This is a genomic window from Variovorax sp. Varisp36 (assembly GCF_047304235.1).
Lineage (GTDB): Bacteria > Pseudomonadota > Gammaproteobacteria > Burkholderiales > Burkholderiaceae_C > Variovorax.
This window is the reverse complement of record NZ_JBGLYU010000019.1, coordinates 38,911-60,114: the sequence shown is the minus strand read 5'-3', so window position 1 is coordinate 60,114 and position 21,204 is coordinate 38,911. Positions and strand designations below refer to the sequence as shown.

Sequence of the window (21,204 nt, the reverse complement as noted above, 5' to 3'; positions counted from 1 at the left end):
CTCAGGGAAGGGCCTTGTCGGCCTCTGTGGTGAATGCGTCGGCAAAAAATTCTTCTTCGGGCAGGCCCGCCAGCGCTACGTAATCGCGCTTGGCCGAGTCGACCACGATGGGCGCACCGCAGGCATAGACCTGGTAGCCCGACAGATCGGCGAAGTCTTCCAGCACGGCCTGATGGACGAAGCCGGTGCGGCCGGTCCAGTTGTCTTCGGGCGTGGCATTGGAAATGACGGGCACGTAGCGCAGGCTCGGCATCTGCGCCGTCTGCTCGCGCACCCAGGCGTCCATGTACAGGTCTTCGGGCCGCCGGCCGCCCCAGTAGAGCGTGGCGGGCCGCTCGATGCCCTTGAATTTCATGTGCTCGAGCAGCGCCTTGATCGGCGCGAAGCCCGTCCCCGAGGCCAGCAGGATCATCGGCTTGCCGGAATCCTCGCGCAGGAAGAAGCTGCCGAAGGGGCCTTCGATGCGCAGGATTTCCTTTTCCTTCATCGTGCCGAACACATGGTCGGTGAACTTGCCGCCGGGCAGGTGCCGCAGGTGCAGTTCGATGCCCGTGCCGGGCTGGCCCAGCGTGTGCGGCGCATTGGCCATCGAGTAGCTGCGGCGCGCACCGTCGCGCAGGATGAACTCCACGTACTGGCCGGCGTAGAACTGCAGCGGCTCGCCGGCCGGCAACTGCAGGCGCACCATCATCACGTCGTGCGACAGGCGCGTGAGGCCTTGCACCCGTACCGGCATCTTGCGGATCGGCAGGGCGCCGGCCTCCGTGACCTGGCGCGATTCCAGCACCACATCGCTCCGGGCGTGCGCACAGCAGGTCAGCACGTAGCCGGCGAGCTGTTCCTCGGCGCTCAGGGCCTTGCTCTGGTGGGGGCCCAGCGTGACCTCTCCCGACAGCTTCTTGCACTTGCAGGAGCCGCAGGCGCCGTCCTTGCAGCCGTAGGGAAGGCCGATGCCCTGCCGGATGCCCGCCGCGAGGATGGTCTCGTCGCCGTGAACCATGAAATGGCGTCCACTGGGTTCGACGTGGATGGAAAAGCCCGCTTCATGCGGTGCTGTAGCAGTCATCGGTATTCTTCGAGGTGAACTCTTCGCGGGCCGTACGAAGCCCTGTGAGCAACTGAATTGGGACAGGAACAGGATTTTGCCTTCAATCAATAGCCCCTCCGGCGCTCTGCCAGCGCGGTTCCGGCGCGAGCGCCTGCTGATCGTCGGATGCGGCGACGTCGGCCAGCGCGTGGCGCGCGATCTGCGCGGCCGCATGCAACTGGTGGCACTCACTTCGTCGGCCGACCGCGTGGGCGCCCTGCGCGCTGCCGGCATCCGACCGCTGGCGGGCAATCTGGACGACGCGGCCACCCTGCACCGGCTGGCGGGCATCGCCACGCGGGTGTTGCACCTGGCGCCGCCCGCCCGCGATGGCGGTGCCGCCTGGTGGCGCGACCAGCGCACCACCGAGCTGGCGCGGGCATTGCGCCTGCGGTCGCTGCCTTCGGCTTTCGTCTACGGTTCGACCAGCGGCGTGTACGGCGATTGCGGCGGCGCCCGCGTCGACGAAACCCGCGGCGTGCGCCCCGACACGCCGCGCTCCCACCGCCGCGTGGATGCCGAACGCGCCGTGCGCTGGCTGGGCCGCAGCGCGGGCGTGCGCGCCAGCATCCTGCGCATTCCGGGCATCTACGCCCCTGACCGCGAAAACGGCACCCCGCGCGGCCGTCTGCAGCGCGGCACGCCGGTGCTGCGGCGCGAGGACGATGTCTACACCAGCCACATCCACGCCGACGACCTCGCGCGCGCCTGTATCGCCGCGTTGTTTCGAGGCAAGCCGCAGCGCATCGTGCATGTCGCGGACGACACCGAGCTGCGCATGGGCGATTACGTCGATCTGGCTGCCGACCTCTACGGCATGCCGCGCCCGCCGCGCGTGGCGCGCGGCGACGCCGAGCGGCAGCTGCCGCTGCAATTGCTGAGTTTCATGGGGGAATCGCGCCGGCTGGACAACACGCGGCTGAAGCGCGAACTGCGGGTGCGGCTGGCGCATCCGACGGTGCATACGGGGCTGCGCGAGCAGACCGAGCCGAGATAAAGGGGGGGAAGGGGCCCATTCCAGGGACACCGTGGAACCGGCTTCGCCGGGCCACCAGTGTCGCCCCCGGAAGGGGGTTGGCGCAGCGACACGAAGTGCGCGAAGCCTGGGGAAGAGCAAAAGTGTGGTGCCCGGGGCCGGAATCGAACCGGCACACCTTTCGGTGGGGGATTTTGAGTCCCCTGCGTCTACCAATTTCACCACCCGGGCAGGGTTCTGAACGAAGCCCAAAATTATGGCACAGTGGCTGCCATGAATTATCCGACGATCGAAGACGCCATCGGCAAGACCCCCCTGGTCGCCTTGCAGCGCATCCACGCCGCAGAAAACGCCAAGCGCGGCAACGTGATTCTCGGCAAGCTCGAGGGCAACAATCCCGCAGGTTCGGTCAAGGACCGGCCGGCCCTTTCGATGATCAAGCGCGCAGAGGAGCGCGGCGAGATCAAGCCCGGCGACACCCTGATCGAAGCCACCTCCGGCAACACCGGCATCGCCCTGGCCATGGCCGCTGCCATCAAGGGCTATCGCATGGTGCTGATCATGCCGGAGGACCTCTCGATCGAACGAGCCCAGACCATGAAGGCCTTCGGCGCCGAGCTCGTGCTCACGCCCAAGAGCGGCGGCATGGAATACGCCCGCGATCTCGCCGAACAGATGGTGGCGCAGGGCAAGGGCCGGGTGCTCGACCAGTTCGCCAACCCCGACAACCCGCGCATCCACTACGAGACCACGGGCCCCGAGATCTGGGCCGACACCAAGGGCAAGATCACGCACTTCGTGAGCGCCATGGGCACCACCGGCACCATCACCGGCGTGTCGCGCTTCCTCAAGGAGAAGAACCCGGCAGTGCGCATCATCGGCGCACAGCCGGCCGAAGGTTCGCGCATTCCCGGCATCCGCAAGTGGCCTGCCGAGTACATGCCGAAGATCTACGACCCGAGCTGCGTCGATGAAGAAATCAGCGTGAGCCAGGACGACGCCGAAGAGATGTGCCGGCGCCTTGCGCGCGAAGAGGGCATCTTCGGCGGCATCTCGGCGGCCGGTGCGCTGTGGGCCGCGCTCCAGGTGGCGAAGACGGTGGAGAACGCCACCATCGTGTTCGTCGTATGCGATCGCGGCGACCGCTATCTCTCCACCGGCGTCTTCCCCGCATAAGCGGCAGGCAACCGCCGCAGCGCGCCATCCAGGTGCGTTCGTGGCCGGAAAGAAAAGAAAGAGACTTCATGCCCCACCCCAAGTTCTGCCAAGTCTGTGCCACGCCCCTCGAGTGGATCGCGCTGATGGAAGACGGCGGCCCCAAGGAGCGACTGCGCTGTCCCAACTGCGGCCACACGCACTGGAACAACCCGACCCCGGTGCTCGCGGCCATCGTCGAATACCGCGGCCAGGTGCTGCTGGCGCGCAATGCGGCCTGGCCCGGCAAGATGTTTGCGCTGATCACCGGCTTCATGGAGGCCGGCGAGACGCCGGAGGAGGGCATTGCGCGCGAGGTGAAGGAAGAAACCAACCTCGACATCAGCGCCGCGAAGATCGTCGGCGCCTACGACTTCCAGCGCATGAACCAGATCATCATTGCGTACCACGTGGTGGCCGATGGCGAGGTGAAGCTTTCGCCCGAGCTGGTGGATTACCGCCTCTATGACCTGCCCGACCTCAAGTGCTGGCCCGCTGGCACCGGCTACGCGCTGGCCGACTGGCTGCGCACGCGCGGCCATGAGCCCGTGTTTTTCACCGCGGCCGAGAACGAAGAGCGCCGCCGCGGCCTGAACCTGCCGCCGGAGCCGGGCAATGCAAGTTGATCGCGAGCTCGACACGCGCGGGCTGAACTGCCCGCTGCCGATCCTCAAGGCGAAGAAGTCGCTCAACGAGATGGCGAGCGGGCAGCTGCTGAAGGTGGTGTCGACCGATCCAGGATCGATCCGCGACTTTCAGGCCTTCGCACGCCAGACGGGCAACGAGCTGATGGCACAGGAAACCGTGGGCGGCGACTTCATCCACGTGCTGAAGCGGCGCTGACAAAAAGAAAAGAAAAGGGCCGCGTCAGCGGCCCTTCCTTCGTTCACGATGGAGCCCGAAGAAGAAGCGGCTACAGCTTCAGGCTCTTGAGGTATTCGCGAAACTCCGCGCCCACCTCGGGGTGGGCCAGCGCCAGTTCCACCGACGCCTGCAGAAAGCCTTCCTTGCTGCCGCAGTCGTAGCGGATGCCCTTGTACGAATAGGCGTAGACCGATTCCTTCTTCATCAGCGCGGCGATGCCGTCGGTCAACTGGATCTCGCCGCCCGCGCCCTTGGGCTGGTTGCGGATCTCGTCGAACACGCCCGGCGTGAGGATGTAGCGGCCGGCCACGCCCAGGCGCGAGGGCGCGTCTTCGGGCTTGGGCTTCTCGACCATGCGGTTGACCTTCACCAGGCCTTCCTCGATCACGTCGCCGGCCACGATGCCGTAGCGCTTGACGTGCGCCAGCGGCACTTCCTGCACCGCAAGCAGCGAGCCGCCGAGGCGGCTGAAAACCGCGGTCATCTGCGCCAGCACGGGCTGGCCGCCCTCGGGGCCGACCATCAGGTCGTCCGCCAGCAGCACGGCGAAGGGTTCGTTGCCCACAAGGTGCTCGGCACACAGCACCGCATGGCCCAGGCCCAGCATGCGCGGCTGGCGCACGTACGAGCATGTCATGTCGTCGGGCGACACCGAGCGCGCGATGTTGAGCAGCGCATCCTTGCCGCTGGCTTCGAGCTGGCTCTCGAGTTCGTAGGCGGTGTCGTAGTGATCTTCGATCGCACGCTTGTTGCGCCCGGTCACAAAAATCATGTCGCGGATGCCCGCGGCGTAGGCTTCCTCGACGGCGTACTGGATCAGCGGCTTGTCGACCACGGGCAGCATTTCCTTCGGCTGTGCCTTGGTGGCTGGCAGGAAGCGAGTACCAAAGCCTGCAACGGGGAATACGGCCTTGCGAATGCGGGTCGAGGAAGTGGACATGGGCAGTACAGCGTCTTTCTTCAAAGGGGGGTGCGGGATGATGTGACGGCGCGGCGCGAAACCGTTCTCAACATCCTAAACGCCTTCCCGGCCCCTCGTGTGTCAGCCAAGACGCACAAGCTGATCGCGCAAACGCTCCAGCATGGCCGTGAAGTCAGCCAGGCGTTTGCGTTCCTGCTCGATCACCGCTGGCGGCGCCTTCGCAACGAAGGCTTCGTTGCCGAGCTTGCCGTTTACCTTCGCGATCTCGCCTTCGATGCGCGCGATTTCCTTGCCGATGCGAAGCTTCTCGGCCGCCTTGTCGATCTCCATGTGCAGGCACAGGCGCGCAGCGCCGACCACCGCCACGGGCGCCGCCTCGGCCGCGGCCGACCACGAAGCCTCGTCGTCGAAGACCTTCACTTCCTTGAGCTTTGCCAGCGCCTGGAGCACCGGCGCCGAATCGCGCAGGAAGGCCGCGCCTTCGGCGTCGTCGGCCACCGCGTAGAGCGGCAGTCGCGTGGCCGGCGACACGTTCATCTCGCCACGCAGCGTGCGGCATGCATCGACCAGCGCCTTCAGCCGCGCCACGTGCGCCTCGGCCGCCTCGTCGATCTTCTCGGGCTGGCTCTTCGGATAGGCGGCGACCATGATCGACTCGCCCTCACGTCCTGCAACCGCCGATACCTTCTGCCACAGCTCTTCCGTGATGAACGGAATCACCGGATGCGCGAGGCGCAGCAGCGTCTCGAGCGTGCGGATCAGCGTGCGGCGCGTGGCGCGCTTCTGCGCCTCGTCGCCGGTCTGGATCTGCACCTTGGCGATTTCCAGGTACCAGTCGCAGAACTCGTCCCAGGCGAACTGGTAGATCGCGGTGGCCACGTTGTCGAGTCGGTATTCCTCGAAGCCCCTGGCCACCTCGGCCTCGACGCGCTGCAGCTGCGACACGATCCAGAAATCGGCGCGGCTGAACTTCAGGTAGCCGTGGGCCTTGCCACCCACCTTGCAGTCTTCCTTCGTGTGTTCCAGCAGGCCGCAGTCCTGGCCTTCGCAGTTCATCAGCACGAAGCGCGTGGCGTTCCACAGCTTGTTGCAGAAGTTGCGATAGCCCTCGCAGCGCTTCGAGTCGAAGTTGATGCTGCGGCCCAGCGAGGCCAGCGACGCGAAGGTGAAGCGCAGCGCATCGGCGCCGAAGGCCGGAATGCCGTCCGGAAACTCCTTCTGCGTGTTCTTGCGCACTGCGGGTGCCGTCTCGGGCTTGCGCAGGCCCTGCGTGCGCTTGTCGAGCAGCGCGGGCAACTGGATGCCGTCGATCAGGTCCACCGGGTCGAGCACGTTGCCTTCCGACTTGCTCATCTTCTTGCCATGCGCGTCGCGCACCAGGCCGTGGATGTACACGTCCCTGAACGGCACCTTGCCGGTGAAGTGCTTGGTCATCATGATCATCCGGGCGACCCAGAAGAAGATGATGTCGTAGCCTGTCACCAGCACGGTCGAGGGCAGGTACAGGTCGAGGTCTTGCGTCTTCGCGGGCCAGCCCAGCGAGGAGAAGGGCACCAGCGCCGCCGAGTACCAGGTGTCGAGCACGTCCTCGTCGCGCACGAGCTTCTTGCCCGGCGCCTTGGCCTGCGCGTCGGCCGCGGTCTCGGCCACGTACACATTGCCTTCCTCGTCGTACCAGGCCGGAATCTGGTGGCCCCACCAGAGCTGGCGCGAGATGGTCCAGTCCTGGATGTTCTCCATCCAGTGGTTGTAGGTGTTGACCCAGTTCTCGGGCACGAAGCGCACCTCGCCCGACTTCACCACGTCGATGGCCTTCTGCGCGATCGACTGGCCGTCGGCGCCGGGGCGCGTCATGGCCACGTACCACTGGTCGGTGAGCATCGGCTCGACGATGGCGCCCGAGCGCGCGCAGCGCGGCACCATCAGCTTGTGCTTCTTCACCTCGACCAGCAGGCCCAGCGCGTCGAGGTCGGCCACGATGGCCTTGCGCGCCACGAAGCGGTCCAGGCCGCGGTACTTCTCGGGGGCGTTGTCGTTGATGGTCGCGTCGAGCGTGAGTACGCCGATCATCTCGAGCTTGTGGCGCTGGCCGACGGCGTAGTCGTTGTAATCGTGCGCGGGCGTGACCTTCACCACGCCGGTGCCGAATTCCTTGTCGACGTAGTCGTCGGCAATGATCGGGATCAGCCGGTCGACCAGCGGCAGCTTCACGCGCTGGCCGATCAGGTGTTTGTAGCGCTCGTCTTCCGGATGAACCATCACGGCCGTGTCGCCGAGCATGGTCTCGGGCCGGGTGGTGGCCACGGTCAGCGTGCCGCTGCCGTCTTCCAGCGGATAGGCGATGTGCCAGAGCGAGCCGTCTTCCTCTTCGCTTTCGACTTCGAGGTCGCTCACCGAGGTCTTGAGCACCGGGTCCCAGTTGCCCAGGCGCTTGCCGCGGTAGATCAGGCCTTCTTGATACAGCTTCACGAAGGTGTGCGTGACCACCTTCGAGAGATCGTCGTCCATCGTGAAATATTCGCGGCTCCAGTCCACCGTGTCGCCCATGCGGCGCATCTGCTCGGTGATGGTGTTGCCCGACTTCTCTTTCCATTCCCACACGCGCGCCACGAAGTTCTTGCGGCCCAGGTCATGGCGGCTGAGCTTTTGCTCCTGCAGCTGGCGCTCCACCACGATCTGCGTGGCGATGCCCGCGTGGTCGGTGCCCGGCAACCACAGCGTGTTGTCGCCCTTCATGCGGTGGTAGCGCGCGAGGCTGTCCATGATCGTCTGGTTGAACGCATGGCCCATGTGCAGCGTGCCCGTCACGTTGGGGGGCGGCAGCTGGATCGCGAACGATTCGGCGCCTTCCTTGGGTTGCTGCGTGCCTCTGAAGCCGGCCTTGGCGTAGCCGCGCTTCTCCCATTCGGGGCCCCAGTGCGCCTCGATGGCGGCGGGCTCGAACGATTTGGAAAGGCTGTCCAGGCCAGGCTGGGCGGGAGAAGTGGTGGGTTCGCTCATGGGAATACGGAACGGCCCTTCAGGGAGCCGTGGGGAGGCAGGGTGGGATAGCCCGCGATTTTACCGGCGCGGCCCGGCGTCACGGCAGCCACTGATAATTCCGCCATGCTGTTCCTGCTTTCCCCTGCGAAGTCGCTCGACTACGACACTCCGGTTCCCTCTGAAATCCCCGCCACTCAACCCCATTTCGAATCTCCGCGCGGCCCCTCGGTCGAGCTGATCAGGCTGCTGCGCGAGAAGTCGCCCCAGCAGATCTCCGAGCTGATGCACCTGTCGGACAAGCTCTCCGCCCTGAACGTGGCCCGCTACCAAGCCTGGTCCGGCAAGAGCACCGAGAAGAACGCCCGCCAGGCCGCCTTCGCCTTCGACGGCGACGTCTACGGCGGCCTCGATGCCCGCACGCTCACCAAGGGGCAGTTGGCCTGGGCGCAGGACCACGTCTGCATCCTCAGCGGCCTCTACGGCCTGCTGCGCCCGCTCGACCTGCTGCAGCCCTACCGCCTCGAGATGGGCACGCAACTGGCCAATCGCCACGGCAAGGACCTTTACGCCTTCTGGGGTTCGCGCATCGCCGAGCACCTCAACGAGCGCCTCGCGGCCGACCGCACGCCGGTGGTCGTCAACGTCGCCTCGCAGGAGTACTTCAAGTCGGTCGACAAGAAGGTGCTCAAGGCCCGTGTGGTCGAATGCGTGTTCGAGGAGTGGAAGGGCGACAGGTACAAGATCGTGAGCTTCTTCGCCAAGCGCGCGCGCGGCCTGCTGGCCCGCTGGGCCGTGCAGCACAAGGCGGCGACGCCCAAGGCACTGGAAAAGTTCGACCTCGAGGGTTATGGTTTCGATGCAGAAGCATCGACAGCCGAAAGGCTGGTGTTCAGGAGGAAAGTCTGATGTCGCAACCGATCAGTCCGGAACTGCGCGAGTGGCTGGTGGCCCAGCTCGCGGCCGGGCACTCGGTGCCAGCGCTGCGCGCTTCCATGCGCGCGGCCGGCTGGCACGATGCCGCCGCCGACACGGCGCTGGCCCAGCTCGAGGCCGGATTCCCCAACGTGGAGGTGGCCCTGCCGCCCGTGCGCACCAAAATGCCCGGCCCCGACCTCGACGGTGCGCCGCTGTACCTCGATGCCGGCGACCGCCGCGTGCAGGTGCTGCAGACCATGCGGCATCCGCGTGTCGTCGTGTTCGGCAACCTGCTGTCGGCCGAGGAGTGCGAAGGCCTGATCGCTGCGGCGCGTGTTCGGCTCGCGCGTTCGCTCACCGTGGAGACCCGCACCGGCGGCGAGGTGCTCAACGTCGACCGCACCAGCGACGGCATGTTCTTCGAACGCGGCGAGAACGAGATCGTCGCGCGGCTGGAGCAGCGCCTCGCCACGCTGCTGCGCTGGCCGCTCGAATACGGCGAGGGCCTGCAGATCCTGCGCTACGCCCCCGGCGCGCAGTACCGCCCGCACTACGACTACTTCGACCCCGGCGAACCCGGCACGCCCACCATCCTCAAGCGCGGCGGCCAGCGTGTCGCCACGCTGGTGATGTACCTGCAGGAGCCCGAAGGCGGCGGCGCCACCACCTTCCCCGACGTGGGCCTCGAAGTGGCGCCGGTGCGCGGCTGCGGCGTGTTCTTCAGCTATGACCGGCCCGACCCCGTCACTCGCACGCTGCACGGCGGCGCGCCGGTGCTGGCGGGCGAGAAGTGGGTCGCCACCAAGTGGCTGCGCGAGCGCGAGTTCAAGTAAGCAAGAAGCCGATGAAAGTCACCGCCAACGGCCTGCAGATCGAAGTCGACGACACCGGAGGCGAGGGTCGCCCCGTGATCCTGCTCATCATGGGCCTGGGCATGCAGCTGGTCGCATGGCCCACGGGCTTCGTGCAGCAGCTGGTCGACGCGGGCTTTCGCGTGGTGCGCCACGACAACCGCGACATCGGCCTGAGCCAGGGCTTCGACCATGCGGGCGTGGGCAACGTCGTGTGGGAAACCATCCGCCATCGCCTCGGCCTGCCGGTGCGCTCTGCCTACACGCTGCAAGACATGACCCTTGATTCGCTCGGTGTACTCGATGCGCTGGGCATTGAAAGGGCCCACATCGTCGGTGCCTCCATGGGCGGCATGATCGCCCAGCGCATGGCCGCTACCGCACCGCAGCGCACGACCAGCCTTGTGAGCATCATGAGCTCCAGCGGCGCACGCGGCCTGCCCGGGCCGCGCCGCGAGGTGGCCTCCATGCTCATGCGCCGTCCGGTGGGCCGCGACGAGGCTGCGCTGGTCGCGCACAGCATTCGGCTGCTGCGGCTGATCCAGAGCCCCGCCTACCCGCAGAGCGACGAAGAACTGGCCGCGCGCCTCACCTTCAGCATGCGCCGCGCATACCGCCCGGCCGGGCTGATGCGGCAGATGCTGGCCGTCGGCGCCGATGCCGACCGGCCGCAGGTGCTGGCGCGCATCCAGTCGCCCACGCTGGTGCTGCACGGCGACGCCGATGCGCTCGTGCCCATTGCCTGCGGCGAGGACACCGCCAGGCGCATTCCCGGTTCGCAATTCGTCGCCATCCCCGGCATGGGCCACGACCTGCCGCCCGAGGTGTGCACCATCCTCGCCAACCACATTGCTCCGTTCGCGCATGCAGCGGAGGCCAGAAACGCCACACCATGAGCCACGACCCGAACTCCAACACGCCCGAGCAATCGCAGCTCGGCCGCGCCTCGGCCTGCGCCGACCGCTACGACCCCACGCTGCTGTTTCCCATCGCGCGCGCCACGCAGCGCGAGGCCATGGGCATCAGGTCCGATGCCTTGCCCTTCTTCGGCGCCGACCTCTGGACCGCGTTCGAGGTGAGCTGGCTCAACCTGCGCGGCAAGCCGCAGCTGGCCATCGTGCACTTCACCATTCCGTGCGAGACGCCCAACATCATCGAGAGCAAGAGCTTCAAGCTCTATCTCAACAGCTTCAACAACAGCCAGTTCGCGAGCGCCGACGCGGTGCGCGAGCGCCTGCGCGCGGACCTGTCCGAAGCCGCGTGGCGCGGCAGCGACCAGTCGGCCGGCATCGGCGTGAAGCTGATGGCGCCCGACATGTTCGACCGCGAGCCGGTGCACGAACTCGACGGCCTCGACCTTGACCGCCTCGACATCGAGTGCACCCACTACCAGCCCGCGCCGGAGCTGCTGGGCAGCGATGCCACGCAGGTGCATGTGAACGAAACCTTCACCAGCCGCCTGCTCAAGAGCAACTGCCTTGTCACCGGCCAGCCCGACTGGGGCAGCGTGCAGATCCGCTACAGCGGCCCGCCCATCGACCAGGCCGGGCTGTTGGCGTACATCGTGAGCTTTCGCAACCACAACGAGTTCCACGAACCGTGCGCCGAGCGCATGTTCACGGACATCTGGAGCCGCTGCAAGCCGACCAAGCTCGCGGTGTATGCGCGCTATACGCGGCGCGGCGGGCTGGACATCAATCCGTTTCGCACGAGCTGGCCGCAGGCGCTGCCGGCGAACATCCGCACGGCGCGCCAATAGCCGTCCCCGGGGCCGCGCCGAAGGCCCTCTTCGGAAACCTGAAACCCGCTTTCGCTTCGCCTGTGGCATTCTGAAATATGCCCGCGAACCCGCGGTCGAAAGAACCTCCGGAGCACAGACAAACATGGTTGAAGGAAAAGTGGTCGTCGTCACGGGCGCGGGCGGCGGCATCGGGCGCGACATCGCGCTGGCCATGGCGGCCCACGGCGCGAAAGTGGTGGTCAACGACATCGGCGCCGCGCTCGATGGCGCCGGCGGCAGCGCCGGCCCCGCGCAGCAGGTGGTCGACGAGATCCGTGCGGCCGGCGGCCAGGCCGTGTCCAACACCGACAGCGTGGCAGATGCCGCCAGCGCGGCGCGTATCGTGCAGTGCGCGCTCGACAGCTTCGGCCGCATCGACGCGGCGGTCAACAACGCGGGCATCCTGCGCGACCGCTTCTTCCACAAGATGTCGGTCGACGAGTGGGACTCGGTGCTCAAGGTGCATCTCTACGGCGCCTACCACGTGAGCCGCGCGGCGGCCGTGCACTTCAAGGAACAGAACGCGGGCGCGCTGGTGCACATGACCTCCACCTCGGGCCTGATCGGCAACTTCGGCCAGGCCAACTACTCGGCCGCCAAGCTCGGCATCGTCGCGCTGTCGAAGTCGATCGCGCTCGACATGCAGAAATTCAACGTGCGCTCGAACTGCATCGCGCCCTTTGCCTGGAGCCGCATGATCGGCGCGATTCCCACCGACACCGACGAGCAGCGCGCCCGCGTCGACAAGATCAAGCAGATGACGCCGGCCAAGGTCGCACCTCTGGCGGTGTACCTCGCGAGCGAGGCGGCGGGTGCGGTCAACGGCCAGATCTTCTCGGTGCGCAACAACGAGATCTCGCTCATCAGCCAGCCGCGCCCGGTGCGCTCGATCCACCGCTCCGAGGGCTGGACGCCGCAGAGCATCGCCGAGCACGCCATGCCCGCGATGCGCGCGAGCTTCTTCCCGCTCGACCGCTCGGCCGACGTGTTCAGCTGGGACCCCGTCTGAGGACAAACCCGCAGGCGGGCGCGCACGGCGCCATTCGCCGGACAATGCGCGTTACTTTCCTTCCTCGCGCGCCTGACCGGTGAACCTGCATTTCGACCTGTTCGACCTGAAACTGTTCGTCTACGTGGCGGAGGCGCGCAGCCTCACGCGCGGCGCCGAGAAGGCCTGCATCTCGCTGGCCGCCGCCTCCACGCGCATCAAGCAGATGGAAGAGGCCGTGGGCGGCAAGCTGCTGCATCGCAGCGCGCAGGGCGTGAGCCTCACGGCCGCGGGGCAGGCCGTGCTCTACCATGCCAAGCGCGTGATGCAGCAGATGGAGCACCTGCGCTGCGACATGCAGGACTTCGGCAAGGGCATCAAGGGCCATGTGCGCGTGTTCGCCAATACCACCTCGATCACCGAGTACCTGCCGCAGAAGCTCGCGGGCTTCCTCACGCAGCATCCGGCCGTGCAGGTGGACCTGCGCGAATACCTCAGCGAAGAGATCGTGCGCGCCGTGGCCGACGGCGAGGCCGACATCGGCATCCTTGCCGGCGACGTGCATACCGGCGAGTTCGATGCTCGAGCGTTCGGGCGCAACCAGCTCGTGCTGGTGGTGCCGCTCACGCACCACCTCGCGGGCGCCCCTTCGGTGGCCTTTGCCGACACGCTCGACGAGCAGCACGTGGGCCTGCACCATGGCAGCGCCATCCACCGCTTCCTGCAGCGCCGTGCCGAACTCGCGGGGCGCGGCTTCAACCCGCGCATCCAGGTCAGCAGCTTCGAGGCGATCTGCCTGATGATCGAGGCGGGCGTGGGGGTTGGCGTGCTGCCGTCGTCGTCGGCGCAGCGCCTCGCGATGGCCATGCGCATCTCCATCGTCGCGCTCAGCGATGCCTGGGCCGAGCGCGAACTCAAGCTGATCGCGCGCAACCGCGAGCAGCTGCCGGCCTCGGCGCGCGAGCTGTTCGACCACCTCGTCGCGCCCTGAAGGCGTTGTTGGCCGTCATGTCCGCCGACCTGAAGTCGCTGCGCCTGTTCGTGGCCGTGGCCGACCACGGCAGCATCAGCGAGGGCGCGAAGCGCTGCCACATCGCGCTTGCGGCCGCCAGCAAGCGCATCTCCGACCTCGAGGCCCGCGCACGGCTGCCGCTGCTGGTGCGCCATGCGCGCGGCGTCACGCTGACCTCGGCGGGCCACGGCCTGCTGCTGCATGCGCGCGCCGTGCTCTCGGCCATGGACCGGCTCGGCGCCGAGCTCGACGACTTCCAGAACGGCGTGGCGGGCGTGGTCAGCATCACGGCCAACGCATCGACCATCGCGCAGTTCCTCCCGGCGCAGATCGGCTCCTTCCTGCGCCTGCACCCCGTGCTCAAGATCGACCTGCAGGAGCGCGCCAGCACCGAGGTGGTCAAGGCCGTGCAGGCAGGGCTGGCCGATATCGGCGTGATCGAAGGCAACACGCCGGCCGACGGGCTCGAATGCCTGCCCTACCGCAACGACGAACTGGCCGTGGTGGTTGCGCGCGACCACCCGCTGGCGCGGCGCCGGCGCATCGGCGTGGACGAGGCGCTGCGCTACGACCATATCGTGGTGCGCGAAGGCACGGCGCTGCACCGCGTGCTGCTGGCCGCCGCACTGGAGGCGCAGGCGCCGCTCAAGGTGCGCATGCAGGTCGGGAGCTTCGACATGGTGTGCCGCATGGTGGAGCAGGGCGTCGGTATCGGCGTGCTGCCCTATGCGGCGATCCTGCCGCAGTTGCAGATCCTGCGGCTGCGCTGTCTGAAGCTCGATGCGCCCTGGGCGGTGCGGCGCCACCTGCTGTGCGTGCGCAGGCAGCAAGACCTGACGGTCGCGGCGCGCTCGGTGCTGGAACACCTCGGCCTGCCGGACTGAGCACGAGGCTTCGCGCCGCACGAAGCCTTGCGTCCGCCAAAAACGAATTGTTCTCCCGCGGTGCGCGCGCAAAGATCGCGCAAACCAAAGGAGACACCCTTGAAGATCGTTCGCGTCAGCGCCACGCCGCTGAACATCCCCGTGACCATCGACGTGGTCGGCCTGAACAAGCAGACTTCGCTCTCGCTGTGCCTCACCGAGATCGAGACCGACACCGGCCTCGTCGGCCACGGCATGACCGCCATCACCGAGGAGGAAATCATCGCCGCCGCCGTGCGCGAGGTGGCCGGCCCCGCGCTCATCGGCGAAGACCCGATGACCACCGAGCGCCTGTGGGAAAAGCTCTACTGGCTGCTCTCGCCGCGCGGCCAGACCGGCTATGCCAGCCACACCATTGCCGCGCTCGACATCGCGCTGTGGGACATCAAGGCCAAGGCGCTCGGCCAGCCGCTGTGGCGCCTGCTGGGCGGCGCACGGTCGAAGGTGCCGGTCTACGCCACCTTCGGCTTCGGCTTCTTCGAGCGCGACCAGCTCGCGGCCGCTGCGAAGCTCTGGGTCTCGCAGGGCTTCCAGCGCCTGAAGATGACGGTCGGCAACCACGCACTCGCACGCCGCGACGAGCCGCGTCCGCTCGACGAGGTGATCGCCGAGGACGTGCGCCGCGTGGCCGCCGTGCGCGAGGCCGCGGGCCCCGAGGTGAAGCTCTATGTCGATGCCAACTGCGGCCTCGACCTGTTCCATGCGAGCGAGCTCGCGCGCCGCATCGAGCCCTACGGCATCAGCTTCTTCGAGGAGCCGCTGACGCAGAACGACGTGCGCCAGATGGCCCAACTGCGCACGCGCACCACCATCCCGCTCGCCTGCGGCCAGAACGAAGGCCTGGCCTTCCGTTTTCGCGACTTGCTGGTGAACCATGCGGCCGACGTGCTGCAGCCCAACGTCACCATCTCCGGCGGCTATTCGCAGTGCTTGAAGATCGCCGGCATGGCGCAGGCCTTCAACGTGCCCATCGACAACGGCGGCGCCTGGCCCTTCCACAACATGCACCTGCACGCGGGCGTGTCGAACGGCGGGCTGGTCGAGTACCACTACGTCGCGGTGCAGATGCTCAAGCAGATCTTCGACGGCCTGCCGGTACCCGACCAAGGCTGGCTCACGCTGCCCGAGACGCCGGGCCTGGGCTTCGCGCCCAACGCCGAGCGCGTGCGCGAGCTGGCGAAGCTGCCGACCTCGCACGGCAAGGGCAAGGCCTGAGCCTTCCGGGCAGGCGACACTTTCCTTCACGACCGGGCCGCGACAGACAGCCGGCGATTCCGATCCAGACAACGGAGACAAGATGAAAGCCAGACAAGCGATTCGCCCCGCGCGCCGCCATGCCTTGCGCGCAATGGCGGCCCTGGGCCTTGCGTGCGCGCTCGCGGCGCCGGCGGCGTGGGCCCAGAAATATCCCGACAAGCCGATCCGGCTCGTGGTCGGCTACTCGGCCGGCGGCGGGGTCGATGCGGTCGCGCGCCTGCTCGGCGTGCGCCTGTCGGCGGCGCTGGGCCAGCAGGTGCTGGTGGAAAACCGCACCGGCGCCACCGGCCTCATCGCGGCCGAGTTCGTCGCCAAGGCGCCGCCCGACGGCTACACGCTGATGATGGGTGACAGTGCCTTGCTGATCGCCAAGCTGCTGCAGCCGAAGATCGGCATCGACCCGCTCACGAGCTTCAAGCCGGTGGCGGGCGCCTTCATCTCGCCGCTGATGATCGTCACGGGCAACGACTTTCCGGCGAAGACGCCGGCCGAACTGGTGAAGGAACTCAAGGCCAACGCCGCGCGCTACTCGTACGCGACTTCGGGCGTCGGTACGGTGCAGCACCTGGGCTTCGAGATGCTCAAGCAGGCGACCGGCAGCTCGGTGGTGCACGTGCCGTACCGCGGCGCCGCGCAGATCGTGCCCGACGTGATCGGCGGCCAGATTCCCATCGGCGTGGTGAGCGCCACGGCCGGCATGGCGCAGGCCAAGGCGGGAAAGCTGCGCGCACTGGCGTTGATGAACACGGCCAGGCTCGAAGGCGCGCAGAGCGTGCCGCCGCTGGCCGATGCACTGCCGGGCTTCGACGTGGCGCCGCGAATTTTCGTGCTGGCACCCGCGGGCACGCCTAACGATGTGGTCGAGAAGCTGTCGGCTGCGGTGAAGTCGGTGCTCGATACGCCGGAGGCCGGGACCGCGGCTGCGGCGCAGGGCACGCTGCGCGCCTATGCAACGCCTTCGCAGCTTGGGAAGGACATGGCTGCGGAGATTTCTCGGTGGAAGAAGATCATTTCTGACCAGCACATCGTGGCTGAGGGGAACTGAGGTTTTCTGATCGTGGGGCGCTCACGCCGACGGGGTGCCTTGCTCCGCGAATGTCCTCCGGCCTGCGGCTTCCCCCTTTATTTCGCTGCGCAAGGCACCCCGCCGTCGCGATCGTTCAGCAGAGCGCTCGAACCGCCGACACGGGCAGAGCGCCCACTGCGCACAGGGCATCGGGTGCTCCCCGCAGCGAAATAAAGGAGGAGCCCGAAGGGCGGGGGACATTCGCGGAGGGGAGTACCCGGTGGCCTGTGCACACGCCTCGAACAAAGAGCACTCAACATCAATCGGAGCAACTGAAATGACGCAACCCCACCTGGGCCTGATCGTGCCCCCCGCAGCCGGCGCAGTGCCAGTAGATGGCCCGCTGCTCTACGGCGAACGCATCCGCTTCAGCGCGAGAGGCCTGGGCCTCGGCGAAATCTCCACGCGTGGTTATCTCGACGTCATCGATTCGGTGGTCGAGAAGGCCGTGGCGCTCAAGGACGAGGGCGTCAGCGCGGTCTCGCTCATGGGCACCTCGCTGAGCTTCTTTCGCGGCGCGGCGTTCAACCAGCAGCTCGAAGCCGAGATGGCACGCGCCACTGGACTGCCCTGCACCACGATGAGCAACGCCGTCGTCGGCGGGTTGCGGCATCTCGGCGTGCGGCGCGTGGCGGTGGCCACGGCCTACATTGACGAGGTCAACGTGCATCTGCGGCGCTACCTGGAGCAGAGCGACATCGAGACGCTGGGGCTCGAAGGGCTGTCGATTTCCGATGTGCAGGTCGTGGGGCAGGTGCCTACGCAGGTGCTGGTCGATCTGTGCATCAAGGTGTTCGATGCACAGCCCGGCGCTGATGGGGTCTTGATCTCTTGCGGGGGGCTGGTCACGCTCGACGCGGTGCGCGAAGTGGAGGCCCGGCTGCAGGTGCCCGTGGTCTCCAGTTCGCCCGCGGGCTTCTGGGACCTCGTCGGCACCGCGGGCCTCGATCCGCGCTTGCCCGGCCAGGGGCGCCTTTTCGCCTGATCTCGCTCAGCCCAGCCAGCGGCCCACGCGCGGCGTATCGGCCAACTGCCAGACACGCTCGCACAGCGCCTTCGCCTCGTCTGCCGTCACGCCTTCACCGTAGTGCGCCAGGCGCTGCATCTTGTCCTCGATCTCGGTGCGGCTCAGGCTGTTGCCGGGGTCGCCCTTGGGTTCGTCGACGCGGCCCTGCAGCGTGCGGCCGTCGGCGGTGTGTACGCTGACCTTGCCGATCCAGCGCGCGGGGTAGGCAGTGTCGACTTCGGCGTCGAGCTGCATCGTCACCTTGTCGCGGAAGGCCGAGACTTCGGGCGCGAGAAAGTCGCGGTCGAACTCGCCGAGGCCTGCGCGGCCGTGCACGGCAATGAGGCCCAGCACCGTGCCCATCGAGAACTTGCCCTGGTGCACGGTCGCGGGCACCGTCACGCGGCCCAGCACGTCGATGGCGCCCTGGTGCACGTACGTGGTCACGCGCGACACGTCGGCGGGCTTGAGCTTGTTCTGCGTCATCACCTGCAGCAGCGCGTCGGCGGCGGGGTGGGTGTGGCGGCAGGAGGCGTGGTACTTGAAGGAGGTTTCGGCCAGTGTCCAGCGTGTGCCGAGGCCATCGACGAGCTTCGCCGGATCGGCATCGCTCGACATGCCGACGCCCAGGCCCTGCGCGCCCTCGAGGATCTTCGCCGCGCCGGTGAAGCCGTCCTGCGCAAGGTAGGCCGACATCAGCCCGCTCGCCGCCGCGTGCGCGCAGTGCAGTTGCTTGGAGTCGGCCGCATCGCGCAGGAACTCCCACACACCGGCCGACTGCGTGCCGGCCGAGCCGAAGGCGTGCAGCATCTGCTGCGGCGTGAGGTCCAGCAGGCGGCCGACCGCTGCTGCAGCGGCGAGCGTGCCCGCCGTCGCGGTCGTGTGGAAGGTCTTGTAGTGCGAGCGGCCGAGGAATTCGCCGACTCGGATTCCGACCTCATAGCCCGCCACCACCGCGGTGAGCAGTTGCGCGCCGCTCGCGCCGACGCTCTGCGCCACGGCCAGCGCGGGCGCGATGACGACGGCGGCCGGGTGGAACACCGAGCCGTTGTGCACGTCGTCCTGCTCCACGAAGTGCGAGGCCGCCGCGTTGACGAGCGCCGCGAACACCGGCGAACTGGTGCGGCGCGAGATCAGCAGCTCGCTGGGCCCCTCGGCGGGGCCCATCATCTGCGCGAGTCGTTCGATGCTGCGCACCGGCCGTGCGGTGCGCGCGGCGAGCACGGAGCCCAGCCAGTCGAGCATCAGGTCCTCGGTGCGGCGAAGCACGGGGGCGGGGATGGCGTCGAACCTCAGCTCGGCGGCGAAGGTCGCGAGCACCTTGCTCGGGTGGTCCACAGCGTTCATGGCAATCGCATCCCTCATTTAGAACGAGCGTGGCAGGCCGAGCATGTGCTCCGCCACGTAGCTCAGGATCAGGTTGGTGGAAATCGGCGCCACCTGGTAGAGCCGCGTCTCGCGGAACTTGCGCTCGATGTCGTATTCGCAGGCGAAGCCGAAGCCGCCGTGGAACTGCAGGCAGGCGTTGGCCGCCTCCCAACTCGCCTTGGCCGCCAGGTACTTCGCCATGTTGGCCTGTGCGCCACAGGGCTGGTGCGCGTCGAACAGGCGGCAGGCTTCATAGCGCATCAGGTTCGCTGCTTCCACTTCGATGAACGCTTCGGCAATCGGAAACTGCACGCCCTGGTTCTGCCCGATCGGGCGGCCGAACACCACGCGCTCCTTGGTGTAGGCCGTTACCCGGTCGATGAACCAGTAGCCGTCGCCGATGCACTCCGCGGCGATCAGCGTGCGCTCGGCGTTGAGCCCGTCGAGGATGTACTTGAAGCCCTGGCCTTCCTCGCCGATCAGGTTCTCGGCCGGAATCTCGAGGTTCTCGAAGAACAGCTCGTTGGTCTCGTGGTTCACCATGTTCAGGATGGGCTGCACCGTCAGTCCCTTGCCGATGGCCTCGCGCAGGTCGACGATGAAGATCGACATGCCTTCGGACTTCTTCCTCACGTCGGCCAGCGGCGTGGTGCGCGCCAGCAGGATCATCAGGTCCGAATGCTGGATGCGCGAGATCCACACCTTCTGCCCGTTGATGACATAGCGGTCGCCCTTCTTCACGGCCGTGGTCTTGATCTTGGTGGTGTCGGTGCCGGTGGTGGGTTCGGTCACGCCCATCGACTGCAGGCGCAGTTCCCCGTTGGCGATCTTCGGCAGGTAGGCGCGCTTCTGCGCCTCGCTGCCGTGGCGCAGCAGCGTGCCCATGTTGTACATCTGGCCGTGGCAGGCGCCGGAGTTGCCGCCGCAGCGGTTGATCTCTTCCATGATGACCGAGGCCTCGGTCAGGCCCAGGCCGGAGCCGCCGTACTCCTGCGGGATCAGCGCGGCCATCCAGCCGGCCTTGGTGAGCGCGTCGACGAATTCCGCGGGGTAGCCGCGCGCCTCGTCGATCTTGCGGAAGTAGGCATCGGGAAACTGCGTGCACAGGTCGCGCACGGCGTCGCGGATGTCGGGGAAGTTCTTGTCGTTGGCGTTGTTCATTGTTTGCTGCTGCTCATCAGTCCCGGCGCGGGCCGCCGGCTTCCTTCTCCACGCGCTGCCAGATCTCGACCGCCATCGGATCGTCGATCTCCTCGAGGATGTGGCCCACGAGGCCGATGGCGCGCGCCATCACGCCGAAGCCGCGGATGATCTTCCACGGAAAGCCGAACTCGGCCGCGATCGCGCCGATGGCACCGGTCGCGTTGATCGGTAGCGATTTGCCCGACACGCGCTCGGCTTCCTCCTGCACCGCCTGCATCAGCGCGACATAGTGGCTCGACAAGCCGTTCTCCGCCGCGATCTGGAACAGCCGCGGCGTGCGCGGGTCGATGGGCTTGTGCAGCGGATGGCCCAGCCCCGGCACGATCTGCTTGCGCGCGCGATGATCGGCCACGATGTCCTTCGCCATGTCGGCGAGCGGGCGCGTGGGCTTCTCGCCGAAGGGAATTGCTTCGTAAAGCATCTTCGCCGCGCCCTCGGTGCTGCCGACGAACACCGTGCCCAGGCCGCAAAGACCCGCTGCCACAGCGGCTTGCAGCGCTTCGGGGGCGCCCGCATACGTGAGGCGCGCAGCCAGCGCGCTGGGTGTAATGCCGTGCTCCACCAGCGTGACGACGATGGCGTTGAAGGTGACGGATTCCTGCGGCGTCGGTATGCGGCCCGTGAGTTCCAGGAAGGCCATGTCGCCGAGGTTCAGGTGGCCGAGGATTTCCGAAGGCAGGTCGCGCCCGCGCACGGTGATCTTGTCCGGCGTGCTGTGGCCCAGCTCGGTGTGCAGGGATTTCTTGATCTTGGTCATGGCGCCGAATCTAGCCCTCCATCGCGCGAGGCGGCTGCGTGATTGCAAAACCC

At 67.4% G+C, this 21,204-nt stretch carries 20 protein-coding genes and 1 tRNA gene; 14 read left to right on the top strand and 7 right to left on the bottom strand.

Features of this window, described 5'->3' with window-relative positions; all coding sequences use genetic code 11:
* Window position 1: 1 nt before the first annotated feature.
* On the bottom strand, window positions 2–1,066 hold the full coding sequence (locus ACCD11_RS13745; protein WP_042672955.1) for a CDP-6-deoxy-delta-3,4-glucoseen reductase: 1,065 nt from the start codon (window positions 1,064–1,066) through the stop codon (window positions 2–4).
* A 76-nt stretch (window positions 1,067–1,142) separates the two neighbouring features.
* Between ACCD11_RS13745 and ACCD11_RS13740 the strand changes: the two genes are divergently transcribed.
* Entirely contained in the window at window positions 1,143–2,084 is a 942-nt protein-coding gene (locus tag ACCD11_RS13740) for an NAD-dependent epimerase/dehydratase family protein (RefSeq protein ID WP_413314289.1), read from the top strand.
* 125 nt (window positions 2,085–2,209) lie between these two features.
* On the opposite strand, the gene ACCD11_RS13735 is transcribed toward ACCD11_RS13740, so the two are convergent.
* A tRNA-Leu gene (locus tag ACCD11_RS13735) sits at window positions 2,210–2,294 on the bottom strand.
* A 42-nt stretch (window positions 2,295–2,336) separates the two neighbouring features.
* On the opposite strand from ACCD11_RS13735, the gene cysM reads away from it, so the two are divergent.
* The 3 genes from cysM (at window position 2,337) to ACCD11_RS13720 (ending at window position 4,100) form a co-directional block, all read left to right on the top strand.
* Window positions 2,337–3,239: a cysteine synthase CysM gene (gene cysM, locus ACCD11_RS13730; RefSeq protein ID WP_007830323.1), complete on the top strand. Its 903-nt coding sequence runs from the start codon at window positions 2,337–2,339 to the stop codon at window positions 3,237–3,239.
* Window positions 3,240–3,307: 68 nt separating this feature from the next.
* A complete protein-coding gene (locus tag ACCD11_RS13725) occupies window positions 3,308–3,883 on the top strand; it encodes an NUDIX domain-containing protein (RefSeq protein WP_007830325.1) in 576 nt (191 codons plus the stop codon).
* Window positions 3,873–4,100: a sulfurtransferase TusA family protein gene (locus ACCD11_RS13720; RefSeq protein WP_056586429.1), complete on the top strand. Its 228-nt coding sequence runs from the start codon at window positions 3,873–3,875 to the stop codon at window positions 4,098–4,100. The genes ACCD11_RS13725 and ACCD11_RS13720 overlap by 11 nt, the downstream gene beginning before the upstream one ends.
* A gap of 70 nt (window positions 4,101–4,170) precedes the next feature.
* On the opposite strand, the gene galU is transcribed toward ACCD11_RS13720, so the two are convergent.
* Together galU and ACCD11_RS13710 are read right to left on the bottom strand one after the other, a co-directional pair.
* A complete protein-coding gene (gene galU / locus ACCD11_RS13715; RefSeq protein WP_007830327.1) occupies window positions 4,171–5,061 on the bottom strand; it encodes a UTP--glucose-1-phosphate uridylyltransferase GalU in 891 nt (296 codons plus the stop codon).
* A 102-nt stretch (window positions 5,062–5,163) separates the two neighbouring features.
* Entirely contained in the window at window positions 5,164–8,043 is a 2,880-nt protein-coding gene (locus ACCD11_RS13710) for a valine--tRNA ligase (RefSeq protein WP_413314288.1), read from the bottom strand.
* Between the two features lie 105 nt (window positions 8,044–8,148).
* Here ACCD11_RS13710 and yaaA point away from each other — a divergent pair, with 105 nt between their 5' ends.
* From yaaA to ACCD11_RS13660, 10 genes are all read left to right on the top strand, one after another.
* Window positions 8,149–8,931 (top strand): peroxide stress protein YaaA, encoded by a 783-nt coding sequence (gene yaaA, locus ACCD11_RS13705; protein WP_413314287.1) that lies wholly within the window; start codon window positions 8,149–8,151, stop codon window positions 8,929–8,931.
* Window positions 8,931–9,773, top strand: a complete 843-nt coding sequence (locus ACCD11_RS13700; RefSeq protein ID WP_007830330.1) for a 2OG-Fe(II) oxygenase — start codon at window positions 8,931–8,933, stop codon at window positions 9,771–9,773. Before yaaA ends, ACCD11_RS13700 begins: the two co-directional genes overlap by 1 nt.
* 11 nt (window positions 9,774–9,784) lie before the next feature.
* Window positions 9,785–10,687, top strand: coding sequence for an alpha/beta fold hydrolase (locus ACCD11_RS13695; protein ID WP_007830331.1), 903 nt, complete (start codon window positions 9,785–9,787; stop codon window positions 10,685–10,687).
* On the top strand, window positions 10,684–11,550 hold the full coding sequence (gene queF / locus ACCD11_RS13690; RefSeq protein WP_413314285.1) for an NADPH-dependent 7-cyano-7-deazaguanine reductase QueF: 867 nt from the start codon (window positions 10,684–10,686) through the stop codon (window positions 11,548–11,550). The genes ACCD11_RS13695 and queF overlap by 4 nt, the downstream gene beginning before the upstream one ends.
* 124 nt (window positions 11,551–11,674) lie before the next feature.
* Entirely contained in the window at window positions 11,675–12,580 is a 906-nt protein-coding gene (locus ACCD11_RS13685; RefSeq protein WP_007830334.1) for an SDR family NAD(P)-dependent oxidoreductase, read from the top strand.
* Window positions 12,581–12,659: 79 nt separating this feature from the next.
* Window positions 12,660–13,550, top strand: coding sequence for a LysR substrate-binding domain-containing protein (locus tag ACCD11_RS13680; RefSeq protein ID WP_413314284.1), 891 nt, complete (start codon window positions 12,660–12,662; stop codon window positions 13,548–13,550).
* 17 nt (window positions 13,551–13,567) lie between these two features.
* Window positions 13,568–14,455 (top strand): LysR family transcriptional regulator, encoded by an 888-nt coding sequence (locus tag ACCD11_RS13675; protein ID WP_413314283.1) that lies wholly within the window; start codon window positions 13,568–13,570, stop codon window positions 14,453–14,455.
* A gap of 99 nt (window positions 14,456–14,554) precedes the next feature.
* Entirely contained in the window at window positions 14,555–15,709 is a 1,155-nt protein-coding gene (locus ACCD11_RS13670; protein ID WP_413314281.1) for a mandelate racemase/muconate lactonizing enzyme family protein, read from the top strand.
* Window positions 15,710–15,791: 82 nt separating this feature from the next.
* Window positions 15,792–16,796, top strand: coding sequence for a Bug family tripartite tricarboxylate transporter substrate binding protein (locus ACCD11_RS13665; protein WP_413314280.1), 1,005 nt, complete (start codon window positions 15,792–15,794; stop codon window positions 16,794–16,796).
* 298 nt (window positions 16,797–17,094) lie between these two features.
* Window positions 17,095–17,802: an arylmalonate decarboxylase gene (locus ACCD11_RS13660; RefSeq protein ID WP_413314279.1), complete on the top strand. Its 708-nt coding sequence runs from the start codon at window positions 17,095–17,097 to the stop codon at window positions 17,800–17,802.
* Window positions 17,803–17,808: 6 nt separating this feature from the next.
* On the opposite strand, the gene ACCD11_RS13655 is transcribed toward ACCD11_RS13660, so the two are convergent.
* From ACCD11_RS13655 to ACCD11_RS13645, 3 genes are read right to left on the bottom strand one after another with little or no spacing between them, the layout of a single operon-like run.
* Complete coding sequence (locus tag ACCD11_RS13655) at window positions 17,809–19,170, bottom strand: MmgE/PrpD family protein (protein WP_413314278.1); 1,362 nt, start codon at window positions 19,168–19,170, stop codon at window positions 17,809–17,811.
* Window positions 19,171–19,188: 18 nt separating this feature from the next.
* Complete coding sequence (locus tag ACCD11_RS13650) at window positions 19,189–20,352, bottom strand: acyl-CoA dehydrogenase family protein (protein WP_007830338.1); 1,164 nt, start codon at window positions 20,350–20,352, stop codon at window positions 19,189–19,191.
* Window positions 20,353–20,368: 16 nt separating this feature from the next.
* The gene (locus ACCD11_RS13645; protein ID WP_413314277.1) at window positions 20,369–21,151 is read right to left on the bottom strand and encodes a citryl-CoA lyase; all 783 of its coding nucleotides are present in this window, start codon (window positions 21,149–21,151) and stop codon (window positions 20,369–20,371) included.
* Between the last annotated feature and the right edge of the window lie 53 nt (window positions 21,152–21,204).